The organism is Spirillospora sp. NPDC049024 (assembly GCF_040649235.1).
Taxonomy (GTDB): Bacteria; Actinomycetota; Actinomycetes; order Streptosporangiales; family Streptosporangiaceae; genus Spirillospora.
This window is the reverse complement of the sequence record NZ_JBEZFD010000008.1, coordinates 182,498-204,335: the sequence shown is the minus strand read 5'-3', so window position 1 is coordinate 204,335 and position 21,838 is coordinate 182,498. Positions and strand designations below refer to the sequence as shown.

Annotated in this window: 22 protein-coding genes; 6 read left to right on the top strand and 16 right to left on the bottom strand. The window is 71.5% G+C overall.

Annotated features, from left to right (window positions below; translation table 11 throughout):
• Position 1: 1 nt before the first annotated feature.
• A complete protein-coding gene (locus AB0C21_RS17420) occupies positions 2-913 on the bottom strand; it encodes an AAA family ATPase (protein WP_500205147.1) in 912 nt (303 codons plus the stop codon).
• A gap of 416 nt (positions 914-1,329) precedes the next feature.
• On the bottom strand, positions 1,330-2,910 hold the full coding sequence (locus tag AB0C21_RS17415) for a VMAP-C domain-containing protein (protein ID WP_500205146.1): 1,581 nt from the start codon (positions 2,908-2,910) through the stop codon (positions 1,330-1,332).
• 211 nt (positions 2,911-3,121) lie between these two features.
• Between AB0C21_RS17415 and AB0C21_RS17410 the strand changes: the two genes are divergently transcribed.
• Positions 3,122-4,126: an effector-associated domain 2-containing protein gene (locus AB0C21_RS17410; RefSeq protein WP_500205144.1), complete on the top strand. Its 1,005-nt coding sequence runs from the start codon at positions 3,122-3,124 to the stop codon at positions 4,124-4,126.
• Between the two features lie 11 nt (positions 4,127-4,137).
• On the opposite strand, the gene AB0C21_RS17405 is transcribed toward AB0C21_RS17410, so the two are convergent.
• Genes AB0C21_RS17405 through AB0C21_RS17375 form a run of 7 tightly spaced genes read right to left on the bottom strand, consistent with a single transcriptional unit; the run spans position 4,138 to position 10,924 of the window.
• Entirely contained in the window at positions 4,138-5,295 is a 1,158-nt protein-coding gene (locus AB0C21_RS17405; protein ID WP_500205142.1) for a cytochrome P450, read from the bottom strand.
• On the bottom strand, positions 5,292-6,005 hold the full coding sequence (locus tag AB0C21_RS17400) for a TcmI family type II polyketide cyclase (RefSeq protein ID WP_500205140.1): 714 nt from the start codon (positions 6,003-6,005) through the stop codon (positions 5,292-5,294). Before AB0C21_RS17400 ends, AB0C21_RS17405 begins: the two co-directional genes overlap by 4 nt.
• 58 nt (positions 6,006-6,063) lie before the next feature.
• Complete coding sequence (locus tag AB0C21_RS17395; RefSeq protein ID WP_500205138.1) at positions 6,064-7,563, bottom strand: methyltransferase; 1,500 nt, start codon at positions 7,561-7,563, stop codon at positions 6,064-6,066.
• The gene (locus tag AB0C21_RS17390; protein WP_500205137.1) at positions 7,560-7,835 is read right to left on the bottom strand and encodes an acyl carrier protein; all 276 of its coding nucleotides are present in this window, start codon (positions 7,833-7,835) and stop codon (positions 7,560-7,562) included. Before AB0C21_RS17390 ends, AB0C21_RS17395 begins: the two co-directional genes overlap by 4 nt.
• 1 nt (position 7,836) lies before the next feature.
• Positions 7,837-9,171, bottom strand: coding sequence for a ketosynthase chain-length factor (locus AB0C21_RS17385; protein ID WP_500205135.1), 1,335 nt, complete (start codon positions 9,169-9,171; stop codon positions 7,837-7,839).
• Complete coding sequence (locus tag AB0C21_RS17380; protein ID WP_500205134.1) at positions 9,168-10,451, bottom strand: beta-ketoacyl-[acyl-carrier-protein] synthase family protein; 1,284 nt, start codon at positions 10,449-10,451, stop codon at positions 9,168-9,170. Before AB0C21_RS17380 ends, AB0C21_RS17385 begins: the two co-directional genes overlap by 4 nt.
• Positions 10,448-10,924 carry a cupin domain-containing protein gene (locus AB0C21_RS17375; protein ID WP_500205132.1) on the bottom strand — a complete coding sequence of 159 codons (477 nt, stop codon included), beginning with the start codon at positions 10,922-10,924 and terminating at the stop codon, positions 10,448-10,450. Before AB0C21_RS17375 ends, AB0C21_RS17380 begins: the two co-directional genes overlap by 4 nt.
• 804 nt (positions 10,925-11,728) lie before the next feature.
• Here AB0C21_RS17375 and AB0C21_RS17370 point away from each other — a divergent pair.
• Positions 11,729-12,532 carry an SAM-dependent methyltransferase gene (locus tag AB0C21_RS17370; protein WP_500205131.1) on the top strand — a complete coding sequence of 268 codons (804 nt, stop codon included), beginning with the start codon at positions 11,729-11,731 and terminating at the stop codon, positions 12,530-12,532.
• A 108-nt stretch (positions 12,533-12,640) separates the two neighbouring features.
• Here AB0C21_RS17370 and AB0C21_RS17365 read toward each other — a convergent pair whose 3' ends face one another.
• Both AB0C21_RS17365 and AB0C21_RS17360 read right to left on the bottom strand, forming a co-directional pair.
• A complete protein-coding gene (locus AB0C21_RS17365) occupies positions 12,641-13,255 on the bottom strand; it encodes a DUF305 domain-containing protein (RefSeq protein ID WP_500205130.1) in 615 nt (204 codons plus the stop codon).
• 76 nt (positions 13,256-13,331) lie between these two features.
• Entirely contained in the window at positions 13,332-13,769 is a 438-nt protein-coding gene (locus AB0C21_RS17360) for a DUF6153 family protein (RefSeq protein WP_500205128.1), read from the bottom strand.
• 269 nt (positions 13,770-14,038) lie between these two features.
• On the opposite strand from AB0C21_RS17360, the gene AB0C21_RS17355 reads away from it, so the two are divergent.
• Together AB0C21_RS17355 and AB0C21_RS17350 are read left to right on the top strand one after the other, a co-directional pair.
• Positions 14,039-14,509: a ribosomal protein L7/L12 gene (locus AB0C21_RS17355; RefSeq protein WP_500205126.1), complete on the top strand. Its 471-nt coding sequence runs from the start codon at positions 14,039-14,041 to the stop codon at positions 14,507-14,509.
• A 164-nt stretch (positions 14,510-14,673) separates the two neighbouring features.
• A complete protein-coding gene (locus AB0C21_RS17350) occupies positions 14,674-16,158 on the top strand; it encodes an OmpA family protein (protein ID WP_500205124.1) in 1,485 nt (494 codons plus the stop codon).
• A 77-nt stretch (positions 16,159-16,235) separates the two neighbouring features.
• Here AB0C21_RS17350 and AB0C21_RS17345 read toward each other — a convergent pair whose 3' ends face one another.
• Positions 16,236-16,880, bottom strand: a complete 645-nt coding sequence (locus AB0C21_RS17345) for a maleylpyruvate isomerase family mycothiol-dependent enzyme (RefSeq protein ID WP_500205123.1) — start codon at positions 16,878-16,880, stop codon at positions 16,236-16,238.
• 59 nt (positions 16,881-16,939) lie between these two features.
• Positions 16,940-17,062 (bottom strand): hypothetical protein, encoded by a 123-nt coding sequence (locus AB0C21_RS17340; protein WP_500205121.1) that lies wholly within the window; start codon positions 17,060-17,062, stop codon positions 16,940-16,942.
• Positions 17,063-17,228: 166 nt separating this feature from the next.
• On the opposite strand from AB0C21_RS17340, the gene AB0C21_RS17335 reads away from it, so the two are divergent.
• Positions 17,229-17,834, top strand: a complete 606-nt coding sequence (locus AB0C21_RS17335; RefSeq protein WP_500205120.1) for a TetR/AcrR family transcriptional regulator — start codon at positions 17,229-17,231, stop codon at positions 17,832-17,834.
• A 3-nt stretch (positions 17,835-17,837) separates the two neighbouring features.
• Here the strand turns inward: AB0C21_RS17335 and AB0C21_RS17330 are convergent, their stop codons facing one another.
• From AB0C21_RS17330 to AB0C21_RS17320, 3 genes are read right to left on the bottom strand one after another with little or no spacing between them, the layout of a single operon-like run.
• Positions 17,838-19,184: an oxygenase MpaB family protein gene (locus AB0C21_RS17330; RefSeq protein WP_500205118.1), complete on the bottom strand. Its 1,347-nt coding sequence runs from the start codon at positions 19,182-19,184 to the stop codon at positions 17,838-17,840.
• A 36-nt stretch (positions 19,185-19,220) separates the two neighbouring features.
• Positions 19,221-19,574 carry a twin-arginine translocase TatA/TatE family subunit gene (locus tag AB0C21_RS17325; RefSeq protein WP_500205116.1) on the bottom strand — a complete coding sequence of 118 codons (354 nt, stop codon included), beginning with the start codon at positions 19,572-19,574 and terminating at the stop codon, positions 19,221-19,223.
• Positions 19,575-19,589: 15 nt separating this feature from the next.
• Positions 19,590-21,125: a flavin-containing monooxygenase gene (locus AB0C21_RS17320; RefSeq protein WP_500205114.1), complete on the bottom strand. Its 1,536-nt coding sequence runs from the start codon at positions 21,123-21,125 to the stop codon at positions 19,590-19,592.
• A 68-nt stretch (positions 21,126-21,193) separates the two neighbouring features.
• Here AB0C21_RS17320 and AB0C21_RS17315 point away from each other — a divergent pair, with 68 nt between their 5' ends.
• A complete protein-coding gene (locus tag AB0C21_RS17315; protein WP_500205113.1) occupies positions 21,194-21,778 on the top strand; it encodes a TetR/AcrR family transcriptional regulator in 585 nt (194 codons plus the stop codon).
• The last annotated feature ends 60 nt before the right edge of the window (positions 21,779-21,838 follow it).

Here is a 21,838-nt window from a genome sequence, read left to right as displayed (position 1 = left end):
CTCACTCAGGCGCCACTTCCAACCGTTGCCAGATCAGATCCAGAAGCCGTTCCCAGCCGGGGTCCGGATCCCGCGCGCCGGAGGCCGCGAGGTAGACGGCATTGAGCAACTGGTCGGCGGCGAGCCCGCGGTGGCTCCTGCGGTGCTCCAGGAAACTGCGCACCAGCCGCCGGGTGCGTTCGTCGGACCGCTCGGCGAAGTGCGCCGCCACCATATCGGCGAGCCGGGTCTCGTCGGGCTCTTTCATCGAGAACTGCAGGCACCGGCGCAGGAAAGCGGGCGGGAACTCGCGCTCGCCGTTGCTGGTGATGACCACGATGGGAAACGCGCGGCAACGCACGTTTCCCCGCACGATTTCCGCCGTGCCGTCCGGATCGGCGGTGTGGACTCTCACCACGGGTTCGCGGGCACTGATGCGGGAGAGTTCGGTGATTCCGTATTCGCCCTCCTCTAAAACGTCGAGAAGGTCGTTCGGTAGGTCTATGTCACTTTTGTCGAGTTCGTCGATGAGGAGCACACGGGGCAGCTCGTAAGGCAGCAGCGCGGTGCCCAGCGGGCCGAGCCTGAGGTAGTGCCCCACTCCGGCGTCGGTCAGAGCGGCGACGGCCGGATCATCCCCGACCTGTGCTTCCGGTAAGTCCCCGGCCTGGCCCGCGAGCATCCTGCGGCCCGTCGCGGCGTCCTGCGCCCTGCCGATCGCGTCGTACTCGTAGAGTCCGTCGCGCAGCGTGCTCCGGCTGCCGATGGGCCAGCGCAGCACCCGTCCGAGCCCCAGCTCGCGGGTGATCCGGTAGGCGAGGGTGGACTTCCCGACGCCCGGCTCACCGGTGACCAGAAGCGGCCGCCGCAGGAACAGCGCGGCGTTGACGGCGTCGACCTCCGCGGGGTCGGCCAGCCGCGGCCGCGCGCTCACGGGGCCGAGCCGGCGGACCAGGTCGCGCTCGTCGTCGGGCGGAGGCGGGAGCGGTGGGCCACCGTCGAAGGCGCGCCACGGGGGCGGCGGAGGCAGCGCCGCGGCGAACCGTCCGGCCGGCAGGGGGCGCCCGTTGCCGCGATAGATCCACCACGCGGCCCGGGCGTCCTTGGCGGCGTCCCCCGGGCCGGCGGGCATGGACGCGTCACGAGGGTGAGGGACCTCGGGCGGCTCGTCAGCGGCCATCGACGATGTCCCCTTCTGATGTGGCTATGGGTCCTTGCGATGGAGGTTCGAACTCGGGCAGAACCGGTGAAGGCCACCTTAGGTCGAGCATCCCCTTTGCGGCGACCCTTCGCAAGGTTTTGAAGGACGCGGACGGCCGCGACCGTTTATCGCTCACCTCGTGCCGACTGTCACGTCCGGGATGCCGGGGCCCGCAGAGCACGGGCATCGTCCAAGAAGTGGTTCGGGTCGTCCCATAGGAGGGTCACCTCCAAGGCGGAGCGACCATTATGGACCTCCGAGGACGGCGCGTTTCCCCGCAGCCGTTTGATGTCGGTGGGCAGGCCCCTGATGTCGGGACGGTCGACGACCTGCCGCACCGCCTCCCGCGTTTCCGGAGCCAGCTGATCCGCCCGGTGCCAGAGCACCACGGGCACTCCCGCACGCAGCGCCTTCCAGAGTTCGCTCCGGCCCGGCTCGCGATCGGGCGGACCGCTCAGCACGCACGCGACGATCTCCCGGCTGCTCAGCAGCCGATCGCCCATCGGACGCGGGTGGGCGGGCTCTCCCGGAGCGGCCCAGTAGGTGACGCCGTCGACGGCGTCGACGAGCACCTGCCAGCGCTGCCGCCAGGCGCGGTGGATTCCGAGCTCGCGCAGCCTCTCCTGGCACCGGACGAGGATCTCGTACTCCGCGCCGAGCGGAGGCGGATCGGGCATCTCGGAGACATCACGCGTCCACTGGTCCACATCGAGATTGATCATGTGCAGCGGCAGCACGAACTCCAGCACCAGGGAGTCGTCGAGCTCGTAGGCCCAGCCGCGCTCGGCCTCGTGGATCAGGTCGCCGACGTGCTCGCGCACCGCGCTCAGCGGGACCACCCGGTCCTCCCCCGGCTCGGGGCGCCATTCGAGCGGGTGTATCTGCCGCCAGTGCGAGAGCCGGCACATCATCTCGTCCCCGACGAGGTCCGGCAGCGGTTCGAGCTGGATGATGAGGTAGATGGGCTTGTCGGCGCGCGTCGCGAGCACCCCGGAACGGTCCCGCATCCGGTCGAGGTAGTCGGCCTGCGCGACGTTGCCGTCGCCGCGCAGCTGCTCCGTCTGCATCGCCAGCCACTCGCGCAGCCTTTTGAGCCGCCATGCCTCCTCGGTCCCGGCGCTTCCCGCCGACTGCCGTGTCTGCATGGTCTGCAGCAGCATCGCGACGAATATGAGGTGCGGCGAAGGTTTCCCGGGAGCCGTGTTGTGGTCGAGGAGGGCCGAGAACGCGTCCCATGCGTCGGTGAGCCGGAACGGGACGGTGGCGATGCTGTTCCCGGTGGCGGCCACATAGAGCCGGGTGAGGGACCGTATCCGCAGGCCGGTCAGGAGGTCCTCGATCTGGGTCTCGACGACCGGTTCCAAGTGGGCGCGGACGGGGCTCATCATGCGCTTCAGCCGCGCCACGGCCGCGGTCGGGCCGGCCACGAACTCGACCGCGCGGACCAGCAACTGCAGCCCGTCGGGAATTTCCCGGCAGGCGAGGACGAGGTTGTAGAGGTAATACCTCGGCTGCGGATGGTCCGGCAGCAGCAGCGGCGCGCGCACGTGCTCGCTGATGTAATGCACGACGATGGAGCGCCCGCCCGCCTCCCGCATATCCGGTATGTCGGTGAGCAGCGCGACGATGTCGGCGGTGGACGGCTCCGTGCGGATCTGCTCCTGCGCATGCCCCAAGGACATCGCCGTCTGCGGCACCAGGGCCGGTGACCTCGTCTCCTCGTCCGCCATGCGCCGTCTGCCTTCCCGCCCCTCGGCCGTTCCGCCAGTCAATGTAGGCCGCGATCATCCGGTAGTTCTGCGTCGCCGGACACAATGGGATTTACCACACAACCGCAACGGCGCCCATTCACCGGCACGGCCGCTCGGCACGGTACTTGCCGGAGCGAGCACCATGCGTGCACAGTTGGGGGCAATCCAACTTCAAGGGGCATCAGAGGTCATGCGGAACGGCTCCGGAGAAGCGGGGACCGGGTGGACCCCGACCGGCCATTGCACGCTCTTCGTCTGCGACATCATCGGTTTCGGCAAACGCCCCGACCACGTCCAGAGCCATCTGCGGGAGGTCCTCTACACCACCCTGCGGAACTGTTTCGAGGAGTCGGGCCTGCCCTTCGACGGCTGCTACCGGGAGGATCGCGGCGACGGGGCCATCGTCGTGCTGCCGCCGTCCTGCGACCCGTCCCGCCTTGTCCACCCGCTGCCCGACCATCTGCGCGGCGCCCTCCGCAGGCACAACGAACTCGCGGCGGAGCACGCGCGGATGCGGCTGCGGATCGCGCTGCACAGCGGGCCGCTCGAAACCGATGACAACGGCATGGTCGGTACCACCGTCAACCACGTCAGCCGGCTCCTGGACGCGCCGTCCTTCAAGGAGGCTCTCGCCGCCGTACCGGCCGACCTGGGGGTCCTCGCGTCCGACGAGTTCTACGGCGCGGTGATCCAGCATGGCCGCGGCGCCATCGACCCCACGGAGTTCAGTCCGATCGGCGTGCGCCTCAAGGAGACCGACACCACCGCCTGGCTCTGCGTTCGCGGCGGGGGCTCGCCGGCACCGGCGGGGACGCCCGCGCGAGTGGGGCCGCTTCCGGCCAACGGCGGCGGACCGGCGGCCTCCGGGCCCGAGGCCCGCCCTCTGCCGGACGAGGCGGACGGCCCGCGCGTCCCCGGGCTCTTCGAGATCGTGGACCGCCTCATGGACATTCCGCTGCTGACGACGGCCGAGGGCCGCCAGCAGATCGTCGACGACCTGCGCAAGGACATCGCGATCCGCATTCCGCGCCGCACGCAGCCCCACCTGGACGTCCATTCCATCGTCCGCACGTGCCTGGAGTTCCCCGGCGGGCTGGAGGAGTTCCTCGCGCTCGTCCACGCGTACGCCGGGGAGTCGTCACAGGTCCAGGCCCTGGACGCCACGGTGGCCAGACTGATCGGCCGCGCCCCCTGACATCGGCTGAATCACCAGGTCACGGGGAGTTCCAGGGGGCCGTGGAAGAGGGAGTCTTTGCGCCATTCGACGGCTGAGGGAGGGACGGCCAGGCGCAGGTCGGGGAAGCGCCTTGTCAGGGCGGTGAGAGCGGCTCGCAGCTCGGTTCGGGCCAGGTGGGATCCGATGCAGAAGTGCGGGCCGTGGCCGAAGGTGATGTGCTTGTTGTCGGTGCGGGCGAGGTCCGTCACCTCGGGGTCGGTGAAGACGGCGGGATCGTGGTTGGCCGCTATCGCCGACACCGCGACCACGCTCCCGGCGGGGATCGTCACCCCGCCCACCTCCACGTCCCGTAGGGCCAGGCGGGGGGTGGGGACCGGCACCGACGGCACCGTCCGCAGCAGTTCTTCGACGGCCGACTCCACCAGGCTCGGGTCACGGCAAAGCGCGGCGTACTTCCCGGGGCTCGTCAGCAGGGCGTGCGCGCAGCGGCCGAGCTGGTTCATCGTGGGGCCGTGCCCGGCGATCAGCAGGGTGACGGCGAGGCTGACCAGTTCCCGCTCGGTGATCCGGTCCTCCTGGTCGCGCGCGGTGAGCATCTCGCTGAGGAGGTCGTCGGCGGGTTCGGCGCGCTTGGCCGCGACCAGTTCGACGATGTAGCCGTAGATCGCCGCCCGGACGCGGTCGATCTCCTCCCGGGTGTGGCCGCGCACCGACACGATCGTCTCGGCCCAGGCGCGGAAGGAGGCGCGGTCCTTGTAGGGGACGCCGAGCAGCTGGCAGATGTCGGTGAGCGGCAGCGGCGCGCAGAGCGACTGGACGAGGTCGGCGGGCCGCCCGCCCGCGGCCATCTCGTCCAGCAGTCCGTCGACGGCGTCCGCGATGTCCTCCCGCATCGACTCGACGCGGCGGCGGGTGAACGCCCGGGCGACCACCCGCCGGAGCCGGGTGTGCTCGGGCGGGTCCATGTCGAACAGGACGCGGCCGGCGCCGACCGGGTCGCCGCCGGCGTCGGTGGGGGTGCGGGGAAGGAACGACGCCGCGCTGCTGAACGCCGGGTCGGCCAGGACGTGCTGCGCCTCGGCCGCCCGGGTCACCACGTACCCGATGTCGCCCGACGGCATCCGCACGCGCGCGACCGGGCCGGGCGTGCGGATGTCGCCGATCAGGGGCGGTGTCTCGGCGGTCACCGCTCTCCCTGCCTCGCCGTCGACGCCGGGGTGATGCCTTCTTCTCGGGCCGGGGTGTCCGAGCCGGCATGGTGGTCGCGGATGTGCGTGCGGGTCGCGCGGACGGTGGCGCCCAGTTCGCGGAACGTGTCGGCGACCGCTCGGTGCTCGGGCGACTCGACGAAGTTCGTGTGGGCCGCCTCGTCGGTCCAGTCGCTGACCAGGTGGTAGGCGCCGGGGTCGGCGGCGTCGCGCGACAGCGACTGCGCGACGCAGCCGGGGTGGCGGGCGGCGACGGCGGACATCCGGTGCCAGACCCGTTCGAACTCCGTGCCGCGCGCCTCGTCCATGCGGATCTCCAGCAGCAGCCGGTACGTCGCCTGCCGCCGGTCGTCCGACCAGTGGTAGAACTCCTCGGCCTGCGCCTGGCGCATGGCCGGGCGGTCCTTGTCATAGGGGACGAGCAGCGTCGCGAGCCTGGCGTCGATCTCGCGGAACAGCGGGTCGTCGGCCGCTGCGTACATGGCGTCCTTGAACGATGCGTCGCCTTCGACCAGGTGGATGTACAGGTCGTGGTAGGTCAGCAGGGTCCGGCGCGCGACGCCGATGCGGCGGGGCAGGTCGGTGCGGTCGTGCTCGCGGAACGCCGCCGCCACGGCGTCCCGGGCGCCGGGCGCGATCTTTCGGATCATGACCGCCCGGTGGGTCGGGGGCGGGGGGTACGGGAGCATGCTCGTCCTCCTCGGCTTCGGGTCCGGCCGGAGCCGGCCGCTGGCGCGACGCACTCGGTCACGCGGCTTCTTCGGTGCGGCATTCGAGAACGGTCCAGTGCCCCTCCGGGGGACGGTTGGCCAGCGCGAACCCGCACCGGGCCAGCAGCCGCCGCCAATCCCCCAGCCGCCGCTCCCGGCCGCCGAAAAGGACGAGCATGTCGAGGTCGAGGAACTTGGCGTGGTCCCACCCGTTGCCCTCCGCCACCACGTGCTCGACGATGAACAGCCGCGCCTCGCGGTCGCCGATCGCCTTGCGGACGGCGGTCAGCAGCTCGGCGGCCCGCTCGTCCGGCCAGTTGTGCAGGACGGCCTTGAGCACGTAGGCGTCGCAGTCGTCCGGCAGCGGGTCGGTGAAGAAGTCGCCGGCGACCGGGGTGACGCGCTCGGCGACCCCCTGTGCGTCGAGTACCTCCGCCGCTGCGGCGACGACGGCCGGCCGTTCGAACAGCACGCCCGACGCGTCCGGCGCCCGCAGCAGCGCCGCCGCGAGGAAGTGGCCCTGCCCGCCGCCGAGGTCGGCGATCCGGCGGAACCGCTCGGGCTCGACGACGTCCAGGTGCCGTCCGGTCTCCCAGCGGCCGAGGGTGGTCATGGTGCGGTCGAAGTGGGCGCCGTCCTCGGGGTTGTCCTCGAAGTAGTGCCAGATGTCGGAGCCCAGCGCGGGGACGGTCGCGGGCTCGCCGGTGCGGAGGCTGTGCGCCAGCGCCCCGAACGGCTTGGTCACGAAGGGCCGCGCGCTGTGCAGGACGAGCGGCAGCAGGCTGCGGGGGTCGTCGGCGCGCAGCGCGTCGGAGAGGGGGGTGCTCGCGAACCGCCCGTCCGGCCGCTCTTCCATGATCCCGACGGAGGCGGCGCAGCGCAGCAGGCGGTAGAGCGCGTCCGGCAGGGTGCCGGTGGTCGCGGCCAGGTCGGTGACCGACCGCGGTCCGGACGCGGTCAGGTCCGCCACGCCCAGCTCCGCCAGCGTGCTCACCACCGCGGCCAGCCGCATGCCGCACGTCAGGTACAGCAGGCGCCGCGCGTGGAGACCGCCGGGGCCGTCCCCGCCGGACCCGGCGCCTTCGCGGGCGCGGGCCCGGTCCTCCAGGACCGCCTTGATGTGCGCCATCTGCTCGACGGTGCCGCGGTTGATGCGGTCGCGCATCGCGTCCTCGCCGATCGGGGAGTCCGGCTTCATCGCGAACTCCTGCGTCCACCGCATCAGCACGCCCGCCGGCTGCTGGCGGTACTCCCAGCGGATGTTCATGAACGCGAACGGCCCGGTCTCCAGGCGGTGGGCGCGGACGGTGCGCGTCTCGGGGTCGGGGGTGCGCCGCGACACCCACGACCAGACCCTGCCCTGCTCGTCCGGGTGGGTGGTGAGCCGGAACGTCACCGAGGCGCCGTCCCGTTCGAGGATCTCCGCGGCGGCGTACTCGGTGAACAGGTCCGGCCATCCCGCCACGTCGTTGGTGTGCTCCCATACGAGGTCCATGGGGGCGTCCACCAGGATGTGGTTGTCGGTGCACGCGGTCATCGCACCTCCCCGTCCGCGGCCGCGGCCCGGTTGAGGCGGCTGAGCATCTCCGCGGGGGTCGCGGGGTCGGACAGCGCGTCCTCGTCGAGTTCCAGGCCGAAGCGCTCGGCCATCCGCGCGGAGACCTCCATCAGTGCGACGGAGTCGTAGCCGAGGTCGGCGAACTCCCGGTCGGCGATGTCGCCGCCGAGGTCGACGCCGTCGGCCTCGCCGGCGCAGGCGCGCAGCACGGTCACCAGGTCGGTCAGGGTTATCGGGCCGTCTTGGGCCATCTCAGCTCCAGCGTTCGGTTCCGGAAGGGGCACGGGACGTCCGTGGACCGGGTGGTCCGGCCTCGGACGGGTTCGCGGGCGTGCACGCGGCCAGGACGAGAGCGCTGTTGAATCCGCCCTCGCCGCGCGCGAGGACCAGCGCGTGGTCGATGCGGGCGGGCCGCGGCCGCCCGGTGACGAGGTCGAGCCCGTAGGACGGATCGGGCCGGACGTCGGCGGTGGGCGGGATCAGCCCGTCGCGCATGGCCAGCAGGCAGGTCGCCACGTCGACGGCGGCGCCGCCCGCCGACATCCGGCCGGTCATCGCCTTGGGCGCGGTCACGGGCACCCCGCCGGCGCCGAACAGGGCGGTGAGCGCCTCGGCCTCGGCCCGGTCGAGCGCCGGGCTTCCGGCGGCGTCCGCGAACACCACGTCGATCCGCTCCGGGGCGACGCCCGCGTCGGCGAGCGCGCGCGCCGCGGCGTTGCGCAGCGTCCCCGGACGGCCCGACCCGGGCGGCGGGTCCATCGTCGCGGCATACCCGGCGATCCGGCCGTAGAAGTGGCGGGCGCCGCGGGCGCGGGCGCGGCCCTCCCGTTCCAGCACCAGGACCGCGCCGCCCTCGGCGATCACATGCCCGGAGGCGTCGGCGGCGAACGGGCGGTAGGCGGTCGCCGGGTCGTCGCCCGTGGACAGCCGCGGAGCGGTCTGCGCGTCCCGGCCGACCGCCAGCGCCGTCACCGCGTACGAGCACAGCGGGGCCTCGAACCCGCCGGTCAGCACGCCGTCGGCGCCCCTGCGCAGCACGCGGCCGGCCTGCCCGATCGCGTCCAGCGCCCCGGCCTGGCCGCTGACCAGGACGCCGCAGGGGCCGCGCAGCCCGTGCCGGATGGAGATCTGGCCGGTGTTGACCGCGTAGAACCAGGCGTACGACTGGTACGCGCTGACCTTCTTCGGCCCCGCCGACCACAGCTTGCGCAGTTCGTTCTCGCCGAACTCGAACCCGCCCGCCGAATTGGCCAGCACGACGCCGTAGCGCAGCGAGTCCTCCGGGGACGGCGACAGCCCCGAGTCGGTGAGCGCCCATTCGGCGGCGGTCAGGGCCAGCTGGGTGACGCGGTCGGTCTGCGGCAGCAGCCGTCCGGGGAGGTGGTCGCCCGGGACGAACCCGGGGACCTCGCCGGAGAGCCGCACCGGGTAGCCGCTCGGGTCGAACCGGGTGATGGGCCCGACCGCGACGCGGCCGGCGAGCGTCGCGGCCCAGTGCCGCTCGGTGCCGAGGCCGCTCGGCGACACCACGCCGAGCCCGGTGATGACCGCGCGCTCCCCGTTCGCGGCCGCCGCGGTTCCGGTCATCCCGGCCACCGTCCCGGGGCGCTGAGCACCATCGCGCTCTGGAAGCCGCCGAATCCGCTGCCGACCGTGAGCACCGTGTCGACCCGCTGCTCCCGCGCCGTCACCGGAACGTAGTCCAGGTCGCACTCGGGGTCGCGGTTCCGGAGGTTCGCGGTCGGCGGGACGAGGTCGTGCTCGATGGCCAGCGCGCACGCCGCCACCTCGATCGCGCCGATCGCGCCGAGCGAGTGGCCCACCACCGACTTGATGGAGCTGACCGGCACCCGGTAGGCGTGCTCCGCGCCGAGCCCGCGTTTGAAGGCGGCCGTCTCGTGCCGGTCGTTCTGCCTGGTGCCCGACCCGTGCGCGTTGACGTAGTCGACGCCGCTCGCGGGGACGCCCGCCTCGGCCAGCGCGCTCCTGATCGCCTCCGCCATCTCCGCGCCGTCGGGCCGCAGGCCGGTCATGTGGTAGGCGTTGCAGCGGGACGCGAACCCGCGGATCTCCGCGTGAACGTGCGCCCCCCGCGCGCGGGCGGCGGCGGAATCCTCCAGCACCAGCATCGCCGCGCCCTCGCCGAGGACGAACCCCGCCCGGGTGGCGTCGAAGGGGCGGCAGGCCCGCTCGGGGTCGTCGTTGTCGGGGGAGGTCGCCCGGATCGCGTCGAAGCAGGCCACCGTGATCGGGGAGATGGGCGCTTCGCATGCTCCCGCCAGCACCACGTCCGCGGCGCGCTCGCGGATGATCTCCACACCGTGCGCGAGGGCGTCCAGTCCGGAGGTGCATCCGGTCGACACCATGCAGGCGGGACCTTCCGCGCCGACCTCCCAGGCGACCTCCCGGACCACGGACGTCGGGACGAGGTAGTCGGGCAGGTGCGGCGATCCGTACGACGGATCCACCACCGCGAGCCTGCCGCTGTCGCTGACCACGCTGTACTCGCGTTCCAGGGAGGCCGTGCAGCCGACCGCGCTGCCGACGACGACGCCGGCGCGGGCCGGGTCGAGGCCGCCGGAGCCGAGCCCGGAGGCGGCCAGGGCCTCGCGGACGGTGACGACGGCGAACTGGGCGGCGCGGTCCATCCGGCGCCGCTGCCGGGGCGTCAGCCCGTGCCGGCCGGCGTCGAAGTCGATCTCCGCCGCCACCTGGGACCGGTACGGCCCCGGGTCGAACGCGGTGATCGTGCGGAAGGCGGGCTTGCCGCCGGTGACGGTCTCCCAGAACCCGCCCGTGCCCGCAGCGCCCGGCGTCAGGACCCCGATCCCGGTGATCGCGACGGGACGGGCCGGGCACCCGCTCATGCCCGCTCCCGCGTGCCCGCGCCGGACGGCGTCGCGTCCCTCGACGGCCCGGGGTCCGCGTCCACCGACGGGGGCGGCCCGTCGCCGGGCGGCTCCGCGGTCTCCACATGCCCCATCTCGGGACTCGGCGCCAGCGGCCCGAGGAACAGCACGGCCGTCACCGGCCGGTCGCCGCGGTTCTCGTAGCGGTGGCGGGCGCCCCGCCGGATCAGCAGCGACTCCCGGGGGCCGACGGTCTGCTCCGCGCCGTTGACGGCGACGAGGAGCCGCCCGTCGGAGACGTAGACGTGCTCGTCGGTGTACGGGTGGTAGTGCTCGCTGACGCGCTCGCCCGGCTCCAGTTCGAGAAGCGCCAGGAAGCCCGCCGTAGTCCGGGCCGTGCCCGGCGACAGGAGCACCCGGACGGTGCCGCCGAGCCGGTGGTTGGGGACGACGTCGCCGGCGCCGACCTTGACGGCTTCGAGAGCGGTCACGTCGTCCCGCCCCGTCTTCTGGGCGAGACCGGGCCGGCGGAGCGGGGGGCGAGGGGGCGGGTCATCAGGGGCGTTCCTTTCAGAGAACCGCGCGAACACACTTCTTATAACCAGGAATTGGCGATCAATTACTGAGCGCAGGTAGATTGTTGCGAGGCGCTCCGCAAAGCCACCGGCACCCCCTAAAAGGGCATTTTATTTGAGTCGATTACTCCGTATGCCCGAGCTAGGCGGCTCGTCAGATGGACGCGGTTCGCTGGCTTTTCAGCCATGGAGGTCGTCGATCATGTCTCTTGCGATCACTGCGTCTGAGCTGCCAGGAAGACCATCATGGCCGCGCGCCGAAGATCGGGGGCCACGGCTCGATCCAAATCGCCTCGCCATAAGCCGATCGCATCGGACGACACGAGAAACACGGGCGTCGCTTTCGGCGTAAACGGCGGCGGCGATGCCACCCGGAACGGTTGCACGTTCAATGAAGGCGTTCTCGAACCACTCTCGCCCAAGTACTTTCACCGGGGCGGATCAAATGTCGTCGGGGCGGCCTGGCAGGCAGGGTCTCATGACGGTTCGCGGACACCCGAAAGCGGAATGCCCGGGCTTCCCGCCGACACCGTGGCGGTCGGCCGCGGCAGCCGGGGACCGAGGGCGACGGCCGCCGCGGCTGGCACTGGGCATGGGCACCGGCTCGGGCTCACCGATGCGGGTGAATGCGGGGTGAATGCGGGTGAATCCGTGCGCTGGACGCCGATGCGGCCTCTAGGATGATCTTGAGCGGCAGTCGGGACGATCCGGGGGGCAGACGTGACCGAAGACCAGGTGGACCTGAACACCGGGATCCCCCATTCCGCCCGGGTCTACGACTACATCCTCGGCGGCAAGGACAACTACCCGGCGGACCGGGCGGCCGCGGCGAACATCGTCGGCGATTGGCCCAACCTCCCGAAATCCATGCGCGCCAACAGGAACTTCATGGCGCGGATGACCCGCCGACTGGTCGACGAGTTCGGCATCCGGCAGTTCCTGGACATCGGCACCGGGCTCCCCACCTCCCCCAACCTGCACGAGGTGGCCCAGGCCGTCGCGCCGGACTCGCGGATCGTCTATGTCGACAACGACCCGATCGTCCTGGTGCACGCCCGCGCTCTGCTCACGAGCACGCCGGAGGGCAGGACCACCTACCTCGACGCCGACTTCCTCGACCCCGACGCGATCCTGGGCTCCAGCCGCCTGGGCGAGACCCTCGACCTGAGCCTGCCCGTCGCGCTGAGCCTGATCGCGATCGTGCACTTCATGCCGGACGACGCCGAGGTCCAGCGGATCATCGACCGCCTGATGGAGCCCCTGGCTCCGGGCAGCATGCTCGCGCTGTCGACCTGCACGGCCGACAGCGCACCGGAAGAGGTCGCGGCGGGCGTGGCGGCCTACAACGCCAACGGCATCCCGCTGGTGGCGCGGACGAAGCCCGAGGTGGAGCGCTTCTTCGGCGGCCTGGAGATCCTCGACCCGGGCATCGTGCTCGTGAACCACTGGCACCCCGACCAGGCGGCGTCCGAGGTCGCGGACGCCCACGTCCACATGTACGGGGGCATCGGCCGCAAGCACTGACCCGTCCCGCGCCCGACGCATAGTGCGCGAGCAGGAGCGCACCATACGGCGGGGCCTGCAACGAGGCGGGCGGGGCACGGGCCCCACCCGCCTCGTGCAGGACGGGCGTTACTGCTTCAGCAGGGTCCGCATCTTCGCGATCTCGGCGGTCTGCGAGGAGACGATGCTCCCGGCCATCCGCTTGGCCGGCGGGAACATCCCGGCGGACTCCTCGGTCCTGGCCATGGCCACGGCGCCCTCGTGATGCTCGATCATCATCTCCAGGAACGCCTTGTCGAACGCCTCGCCCTTGGCCGCCCCCAGCTCCTTCATGTCCTGCTCGCTCATCATGCCGTCCGTGCCGCCATGGTGCATGCCGCCCATGCCGGTCATGCCGGGTGAGGGAACCGGGGCGCCCCAGTCCTTCAGCCACCCGGAGAGCTGCTCGATCTCCGGCGCCTGCGCCTTCCTGATCTCGGCGGCGAGGGACTTCACCTCCGCGGACGAGGCCCGGGTGGCCGCGAGGTCGGCCATCTCGACCGCCTGCCGGTGATGCGGGATCATCATCTGCGCGAACATGACGTCCTGGGCGTTGCGCCGGCCCGCCTGCGCGCCGCCCGGAGCGGGTGACGAGCTCGCGGCCGTCGAGTGCCCCGTCGTTCCGTGGGAGTCCTTGCCGTCACCGCACGCGGCCAGAGCGATCGCCATGGCCGGGACGGTCACGAGCGCGAACGCTCGCTTCATCGTGGTGTGCCTTTCGTGTCGAGTCCTGTGATCGGTGGTAGGCGACGACGCCCATGCGGGCATCGCCGAAGACCTGTCACAGCCTCAGCACGCTCAACCGATGCAGGGACGGTCGCGGCGGCGGCCGCCCCGCCAGCAGGATCCGAACCCGTGTCCGCCGGGGCGCGGCCACGGCGGGCGACGCCCGCAGGTGCAGCGCCAGGATGGCCGCGGCGACCGCGAGCACGGTCAGCATGGCCAGGCAGAGCTGGCCGCCGGGATGGTCGGGGTGGTCGGAGTGGGGACCGCCCGTTCCCTCACCATGAGGCGAGTGGTGCTCCGCCATCGCGACCCCGATCGGGGTTGCGTGTCCGGCCGCCATGGACGTCAGTGGAACGCCGCTCATGTCGGCCGGGTTCGAAGCGGCCTGGAAGCCGTGCATCGCCAGCAGGCCGAAGAGCACGCACAGGCCGAACGCCGACCGGAGGACGCGCCGGCGCGGAGAGCGCTCCGTCGACCCCTTCAGCCGTCCCACCCGCCGTTCCGCTCGTACCGCCCCGGGATGCCGCGCTCTCTCTGCGCCGTGCTCCCCGATCCTTGGGAACAGCGTAGCGATCGGCAGGCGTCGGCTGAGGCCATACTTCCCCGCCACGCCGGTCGTGCTGGACGAGCGCGGGTGAGAGGGCCGACAGGTATCAGCCTGGCAACCGTATTCAGCGCGCGACCGTCAAACGGGTCGTCCGCCTTTCGTCCGCACGAGTCGCCGCACGAGAATCGGGCGACCGCCTACGGAGGAGTGATCGAGTGAAGCAGCCCGTCCCGTACGTCCTTCCCGAGGCCAGGGAGAAGGCGATCGCCCTGGTCGCCGGAGGCGACATGATTCCCGCCATCAAGCTGATCCGGCAGGTCACCGGGCTCGGGCTCAAAGAGGCCAAGGATTACGTGGACGGCCTCAAGGGCGAGGCGTATGCGCGGTCGGTTCCGGTCGACGTCCAGGCCAAAGCGCGCGCGCTGATCGCCGAAGGCAGAGGGAAGGACGCGGTGAAGCTCGTCAGGCGGGAGACCTCTCTCGGGACGAGAGGGGCCAAAGAGTACGTCGATGCCGTCCGAGCCGGTTGGGTCCCCGCAGAGCCGCCCGCGGAAAGGCCCGTGCTGTCGGACCGGGTACGGGCCTTCAAGGCCGCCGGAGACTACGAATCGGCCATCGCGCTCGTCTGCGCCGAGACCGGAATGCAGCGCGAGGAGGCGCACCGCTTCATCGAGGCACTCCGCTGACCGGTGCGGCAGCACCGCACGAGGGGCCTGGCGCTGACCGTCGGCAGCGGGAACACGGAAGAGCCGCCGTCAAGGCGCTCCTCCGCCGGTATCACCACCCTTCCAGTGGAACGGGGAGCAGGGAAATGCGTGAACGTGGTCGGGGGCAGGCCCGAGCCTGCCGGGTGGGAGCGGGGGCGTTAGCCCTTCTCTTGGCTCTCTCCGCATGCGGGGATGGAGGTGACGAAGATTCCGGCGGCCCGAAGAAGACCGGCAAGGCGGCCGCCGAGGCCGGTTTCGCGGTCCCGATGGCGCACGACTCGGGCCCGGCGCACGTCGAACTCCTGAAGCTGAGCAGGACCTCCGCCAATACCGTCACCGGGCAATTCCGCATAGCCAACGATGGACAGAGCGAACTGAAGCTGCGGATCAGTCTGTTCGAGGGCGGTCGTGAAGGCGACATCCGCAGTCTGGAGGCGAACGGGATCGGATTGCTCGACGGGATCGGCGGCAAGCTCTACATGCCGCTGAGGACGGCCGACGGCACGTGCCTGTGCACCGCGCTCGGCGCCGAAGGGCTCCCACCCGGTGCCTCGCTGGACGTCTACGCGGTCTTCCCCGCTCCGCCCGCCGCGGTGAAGAGGGTGACGGTGACGCTCCCCCTGACCGTGCCGATGCAGGACGTGCCGATCAGTGACGGCCCGCTGCGGGCGCTGCCGGACCAGAAGGATCCGGCCTCGGTGTCGCTGGCGCCGCCCCGCATCCTCACCGTGGCCGGGGTCGCCCAAGGCGACGACCAGTCCGTGGACGACGACGGCGACAACCGTGCCGTGCGCCTGTCGTCGGACGTGCTGTTCGCCCTGAACAAGGCCGATCTGACACCGCAGGCCGACAAGCTCCTGCGCGGCGTGGCCCAGCAGGTCGACGCCTCCCGAGGCAGCACGGTCAAGGTCGACGGCTACACCGACTCGAGCGGCGACGACGCCATCAACCGACCGCTGTCGGAGCGGCGCGCCAAGGCCGTCGCCGACCGGCTCAAGCAACTGGTCACCCGCACCGGCGTCACCTTCCAGACCGCCGGACACGGATCAGCCGACCCCGTGGCGTCCAACGACAGCGAGAGCGGGCGCCGAAAGAACCGCCGGGTCACCGTCAGCTTCACCATGCCGCCTCCGCCGGCCGCCCCGGCGAGTGGAAAACCCTACCGCTGGGCGCCCGGCAAGCCGACCTCGTCCAAGACGGCGGCGTTCACCGCGCCGGAGGCCAAGAACCTGCAGGTCGAAGTGAACTCCATGCATCGCGACCAGGCAGGCCTGACCACCTTCGTCTGGACGCTCCGCAATAACGGTAAGTCCCAGGCGGACGTGGGCTCGGCGTTCGAGGTGGACCTCCAGTACCACGACATGACGACGCCCACGTCGCAGAGCACTGACGGCATCTCCATCCTCGACACGGCCAATGGCACCTGGTACTACCCGTTGCGCGCATCGAGCGAGGAATGCGTCTGCGCCTCCTTGATCCGCAGTGACGCGAAGAAGGTCCTCGACCCCGGGGAGAGCGTGACCTACTCGGGCGTCTACCGGCTTCCGGCCGAGGTCCGGACCGTGGACATCGACTTCCCCTGGTCCGGCCATGAAGGGCTCCGCATGAAGGGCGTCGCGGTCAATTAGCCGACGTCCCGCACACCGCCGACGGCGAAGGGCGTGGCCGCCTGACGCTCCGCTGCCCGTTTCCCGGAAGCGAAGCCTCAGGCGGCCGTCGCCAGGGCGGAGACCCCCGATCCGGCGAGCTCGTCCAGGGCCGCTTGTCGCCCGGAGATGGCGAGAAGCAGCGAGAGCGCGGTTCCGCTCACTTCCAGACCATCTCCGATGGAGAGGTCGGCGTCCGTCGCCGTCAGCCGGATCCGGGCCGTCAACTCCTTGGCTCCGCCGAAGGAAGCCGACGTGCGGGCCTGCAGACGGACTGCTCTGACGACGGCCTCCGAAGGATAGGAATGGACGAGCCCCAAGGGACGGCGGATGTCCTCGCCGTGGACGACTTCCTCGACGAGCCGGCTGTCGAGCGGCGCCGGAGGGGTCGACCTCCGCGGCGCCACCCGACGGAGGCGCTCCAAAGTCTCCTGCGGAGAAGCACCGCGCTCCCGCTCCACTCCCTGTGCGTTCTGCCGATGGAAGTCGAACCGGGCCTGCGCGAGGCGGACGACGAAACCGAGGCGCGTCGTACGGGCCGTGTCGACCAGATGGGCCACCACGTCATGCACCGTCCACCCGTCGCACAGCGACGGTTCCTCCCACTGCTCGGCGTCGAGGTGCGAGAGGTCCTCGATCAGCGCGGCACGCTCCGCGTGCACCATCGGCCACACATCACTCACGGCTTCTCCCAGGCTCGCCATCACGTCCGCACCTAGGACTCACGCCCCGACGAGAACTCATCGCAGGGCGGAACGCCGTGTCAGCGGTGGTCGTTCTCCTTCAGTTCGACGACCCAGGCGCGGCGCTCGGCGATCTTGCCGTCGCGCATGACGAAGACCTCCGCCATGGACATGCGCATCTCGCCGCCCGCGGCGCGTTCCACCGTCCCGGTGAGTTCCGCCGGTCGGTCGGAGCGGTCGGCGCGTTCTCGACATCGTTTCGCCTGCGAGTTCGGCGCGAAGGGCGCCGGTCCTCCTCGTCGGCGGGCGCGGTTCGGGCTGGCCAGGGACCATAATGGTCGTTCACCGTCCTACGGAGGAACTGCAGCGATGGCCGATGCCGCTCCCAAGCCGCGGTTGCGGGCGCCGGCCCGCAGGGCTCTGATCACAGCGGCGGCGGTCAAGGTCTTCGCCGAGAAGGGGTACCACGGCGCGGCCCTGGGCGAGATCGCGGCGGCCGCCGGGGTGGCGCGGACGGTCATGTACGACCACTTCCCCTCGAAGCGCGTCCTGCTCCTGGCGGTGATGCAGGAGGAGAACGCCTCGCTGATCGAGTACGTCGGGGCCCGCATCCGGTCGTCCGGCACCGCCGAGGACCGGATGCGCTCCACGATCGAGGCCTACTTCAGCTTCGCGCAGAGCCGTCCCGATTCCCGGCGCCTGCTGTTCGACCGCACCGGCGAGGACGACCCGGAGGTCCAGATCGTCCGGCAGGGCATCCGCGAGTCGCGGACCCGCGCGGTGACGGCGCTGCTGGCCGACGACATCCGCACGGTGGGGACCGAGCCCGGCGAGCCCATCGCCGAGGCCATGGTCGAGCTGATCATCTCGGGTCTGGACGGGGTGGCGCAGTGGTGGGAGCGCAACCCCGACATGCCCAGGTCCATGCTGGTCGAAGGTGCGATGCGGCTGCTCTGGACCGGGCTGGGCGCCTGAACGTCAGCCCACGCTGCCGTCGTGGTGGTCGTACGGGGTGCCGGTGACTCCGGACCGGGCGGCGATCTTGGAGATCGTGGCGACGCCCCTTCGCTGCCAGGCGTCGCCGTCGCGGGTTCGCGCCTCCATCCTGCGTTGGGCGTTCGGCAGGCGGTCGCCGACTCGGCGCATGGCCACGTTGAGGTGGACGAGGCGTCGGGCGATGCCCTGCCAAGGCTGGAGGCGCACCGTCGCGAAAGGGGAGGCACGCAGGAGGGCCCGGACGAGCGATTCGCCGGTGAGGGCCGAGACCAGGCCGAGCAGCGGGGCCGCGCCGTGGACCTGCAGGCGCCGCAGCACCGGGTTGCCGCTGAGGACGTGGTCGCAGGCGGCTTTGACCGTGACGTCGGTCCATTCCGTCGGGCCGCCCGCGGTGAGGATCATGTGGTGGGCCATCCGCAGGCCGTCGACGGCGTTCCGCGGGACGAGTTCGTCGGCCACGCCCATCAGGTGGGCGATGTAGGCCCAGTACAGCATGACGTCGTCCAGGTCGGCGGGCGCGATCCGGCGGCCGTGCGCGTGGTCGAACAAGGGTGGAAGCAGCCCGAAGGTGACCGCCGCCCCCATGGTCATGGCGTTGGAGATGGGGTTGCCGTGCCGAGCGAAGTGCTCGTCGCCCCAGATCCGGCGCAGGGCGAGTCGTGCCTGGGCGTGCATCAGCCTGACCTTGACGATGCTCTTGAAGACCGGGGAGTGCCGGTCGGCGCCGCCGGGGCGGGTGACGTTGTGGAACCAGGTGACGGTCTCCAGTTCGCGTCTGCGGAAGTCAGCGAGGAACCGGCGGGTCTGGCCGGTCGCGGAGGACACCTCGGCCCCCACGAAGGTGCCCATGGCGTCGCTGAGCATCATGGTGAGCTTGCCGGAGAGGGACGCGTTGATCCACAGCCGCCGTCCCCTCTCCCAGGCGCCGGCGTCGAACCACTCAGGGGGATGGTCCAGGTGGCGGAACAGGTCGACGAGCGCGGGCGGCGGGTCGGCGACCGCGTCGATGCCGTGGTCGAGTGCCTGGTCGAACATCCGGCGGCCTCGCGACATCCCGGTCTTGGTGAAGGCGAGGACGACGGCGTCCATCAGTTCGTCGCCCTGCCAGCGGTGGTCGTCGAACAGCCGGGTCAGCGGTGTCTGGACGGGAACGGCCCGCACCGGGATCCAGGGCGAGAACTGCTCGATGTGCGGTTCGGTCAGCCAGAGCGGTGAGACCGCCGCGGTCTCGGGCGGGGGCCGCAGGAGCATGCCTTCCCGGTAGTAGTAGTCGTAGGGGTGCCGGTCGGCGTCCGGCCGGGCGTCCGTTCCGCTGTTCAGCGTTGACATCGGGTTCTCCAGGTGGCGATGAGGCAGGGGATCCCGCTAGCCCGCTCGTTCGGTCTCGCTGTATCCGGCAGGTGGAGCGCTCGCGCTCGGTCGCCGTCCGGGCGGGAGGGCGGCCCGCCGTCCGGGCGGCGGCTGCGGGCCGGCCTCGCGTTCCAGGCGGGCCGCCTCCTCGCGCAGCCGTGCGGCGTGTTCCCGTGCGTCGGCCGGCTGCGGGCCGCCCTCGGCCGGGCGGTCGGCGGGTTCGTCGTCGTGCAGCCCCTGGGTCTCGGTCTTGAGGATGCGTGCCGAGCGTCCGAGCGAGCGGGCCAGTTGCGGGAGTTTCGCCGAACCGAAGAGCAGCAGGACGACGGCCAGGATGATGAGCGTTTCGCTGGCGCCGAGGCCGGCCATGGCGGTCCCCTTCCGTCAGTGTGCGAGGTGGTAGTCGGTCGGATCGAGGCGGCGGGTGCGGCGGCGGTAGCCGGTCATGGAGCCCGGCCAGTTGTTGGTGTTGCGGTGGTCGGCGTCCAGGTACCAGCTGTCGCAGCCGCCCTGGTTCCAGACGGAGGTGGCCAGCCGGTTCTGGGCGGCGGCGTCGAAGCGGTCGAGGACGTCGGCGCGGACGTCCATCGAGGTCACCCCTCCGGCGAGGAGGCGGGCCGCCTGGACGATGTAGGCGGCCTGGCTTTCGAGCATGTGGACGATGGAGCCGGACCCGACGTTGGTGTTCGGCCCGTACATGAGGAAGAAGTTGGGGAAGCCGGTGACGGCGAGGCCGAGGTAGGCGCGGGCGCCGTCCTTCCAGGCGGCGTTGAGCTCCTGCCCGTGGGCGCCGAAGACGCGCATCGGCGCGACGAAGTCCTGGGAGCGGAACCCGGTGGCCCAGATGAGGGTGTCGAAGACGTGGCGGCCGCCGTCGGCGGTCCGGGCCCCGTCGGGGGCGAGCTCGACGATGGGGCTGTCCACCACGGCGACGTCCGGGCGGTTGAGCGTCGGGTAGTACTCGCTCGAGGTGAGGATGCGCTTGCAGCCCGGCTCGTAGCGGGGCGTGAGGCGCCGCCGGAGCTGCGGATCGCGGACCGACCGGAGCGCGTACCGGCACAGCAGGCGGACGGGCAGCGACAGGACGCGGCGGCCGCGCGGGGAGATCAGCGCCGGGTTGAGGACGCACTCGAACCAGAGGAACACGCCCAGCCGCGAGAGCCGCTGCACCGCGGGCAGGCGGCGGTTGAGGGCGTGCCGCCAGCGCGGGTAGAGCCGGTCGGGCTTGCGGCTGATCCAGTGCACCTCGATCTGGAAGACCGTCAGCCGCTCGGCGGCGGGGGCGATGAGCGGGACGAACTGGATCGCGCTGGCCCCGTTGCCCACCACGGCGACGCGCCTGCCCGCCAGGTCGTGGTCGTGCTTCCAGCGGGCTGAGTGGAACATCGTCCCGCCGAACCGGTCCTGTCCGGGCAGGCACGGCACGGACGGGTTGGACAGCTGCCCGCATGCGGCGACGAACAGGTCGAACTCGTGGACCTCGCCGTCGCTCGTGTGCAGGCGCCAGCGCTCGGTCTCGGCGTGGAAGTAGGCGTCGGTGACCGTGGTGCGGAACCGGAAGTGCGGCGTCAGGCCGTACTTGTCGGCGCAGTGGCGCAGGTAGGCGAGGATCTCGGGCTGCTCGGCGAACCGGCGCGCCCAGTCGGGCTTGGGCTCGAAGGAGTAGGAGTACAGGTGGGACGGCGCGTCGCAGGCGGCGCCGGGATAGGTGTTGTCGCGCCAGACGCCGCCCGGCCCGTCGGCCCTGTCGAAGATCGTGATGTCCTCGAAGCCCGCCTTCTTCAGGGCGATGGCCAGGCCGATCCCGCTGAACCCGCTGCCGACGACGGCGATCGAGACCGGGCGGCGGCCGGTCTCGGGCCCGCCTCCGCGCCGCGGCGGCCGTCCGGCGTCCGCGGCTCGCGCTTTTCCGACACTCATGTCGGTTAGGGTGACCGCACCGGAGGACGGGAGTCAAGACGATGCGGAAAGATCCGCCAAGGACGCGGATGCGGGGGCCGGCGCGGCGGGCGCTCCTCACGGCAGCGGCACTGGAGCTCTTCGCCGGCAAGGGCTACCACGGCACGTCGCTGAGCGAGATCGCCGCTCACGCCGGAGTCGCGCGAACGGTGGTGTACGACCACTTCCCGTCGAAGCGCGGCCTGCTGCTGGCCGTCATGCAGGAGCAGAACACGGCGCTGATGAGTCACGTCGGCGCCCGCATCACCGCGATGGGACCCGCCGAGGAGCGGATGCGGTCGACCATCGACGCGTATTTCAGCTTCACCGAAACCGGGTCCGCCGGGCGCAGACTTCTCTTCGACCACGCGAACGAGGACGATCCGGAGATCCGGATCGTCCGCCAGGGCATCCGGGAGTCCCGGGCCCAGGCGGTGACCGCCCTGCTCGCCGACGATATGCGGGCGATGGGCGTCGACCCCCGCGAACCGATCGCCGAGGCGATGGTGGAGCTCGTCATCACCGGCCTGGACGGGGTGGCCCAGTGGTGGGAGCGCAATCCCGAAATGCCCAGAACCCTGCTGGTCGAAGGCGTGGTGAGGCTGCTGTGGAACGGACTCGGCAGACCGCGGTGACCCGGCGCGCCCCCCCCGGAACGAGATCACGCGAAGGGGTTGACGCCGCGCGGCGGCGTG

Excerpts from the sequence above, each read along its gene's own strand:
- AB0C21_RS17415 (WP_500205146.1), bottom strand. The coding sequence starts at position 2,910 with ATGGCGGACGAGGAGACGAGGTCACCGGCCCTGGTGCCGCAGACGGCG.
- AB0C21_RS17410 (WP_500205144.1), top strand. The coding sequence starts at position 3,122 with ATGCGGAACGGCTCCGGAGAAGCGGGGACCGGGTGGACCCCGACCGGC.
- AB0C21_RS17400 (WP_500205140.1), bottom strand. The coding sequence starts at position 6,005 with ATGCTCCCGTACCCCCCGCCCCCGACCCACCGGGCGGTCATGATCCGA.
- AB0C21_RS17395 (WP_500205138.1), bottom strand. The coding sequence starts at position 7,563 with ATGACCGCGTGCACCGACAACCACATCCTGGTGGACGCCCCCATGGAC.
- AB0C21_RS17390 (WP_500205137.1), bottom strand. The coding sequence starts at position 7,835 with ATGGCCCAAGACGGCCCGATAACCCTGACCGACCTGGTGACCGTGCTG.
- AB0C21_RS17385 (WP_500205135.1), bottom strand. The coding sequence starts at position 9,171 with ATGACCGGAACCGCGGCGGCCGCGAACGGGGAGCGCGCGGTCATCACC.
- AB0C21_RS17380 (WP_500205134.1), bottom strand. The coding sequence starts at position 10,451 with ATGAGCGGGTGCCCGGCCCGTCCCGTCGCGATCACCGGGATCGGGGTC.
- AB0C21_RS17365 (WP_500205130.1), bottom strand. The coding sequence starts at position 13,255 with ATGAAGCGAGCGTTCGCGCTCGTGACCGTCCCGGCCATGGCGATCGCT.
- AB0C21_RS17345 (WP_500205123.1), bottom strand. The coding sequence starts at position 16,880 with ATGGCGAGCCTGGGAGAAGCCGTGAGTGATGTGTGGCCGATGGTGCAC.
- AB0C21_RS17335 (WP_500205120.1), top strand. The coding sequence starts at position 17,229 with ATGGCCGATGCCGCTCCCAAGCCGCGGTTGCGGGCGCCGGCCCGCAGG.
- AB0C21_RS17330 (WP_500205118.1), bottom strand. The coding sequence starts at position 19,184 with ATGTCAACGCTGAACAGCGGAACGGACGCCCGGCCGGACGCCGACCGG.
- AB0C21_RS17325 (WP_500205116.1), bottom strand. The coding sequence starts at position 19,574 with ATGGCCGGCCTCGGCGCCAGCGAAACGCTCATCATCCTGGCCGTCGTC.
- AB0C21_RS17320 (WP_500205114.1), bottom strand. The coding sequence starts at position 21,125 with ATGAGTGTCGGAAAAGCGCGAGCCGCGGACGCCGGACGGCCGCCGCGG.
- AB0C21_RS17315 (WP_500205113.1), top strand. The coding sequence starts at position 21,194 with ATGCGGGGGCCGGCGCGGCGGGCGCTCCTCACGGCAGCGGCACTGGAG.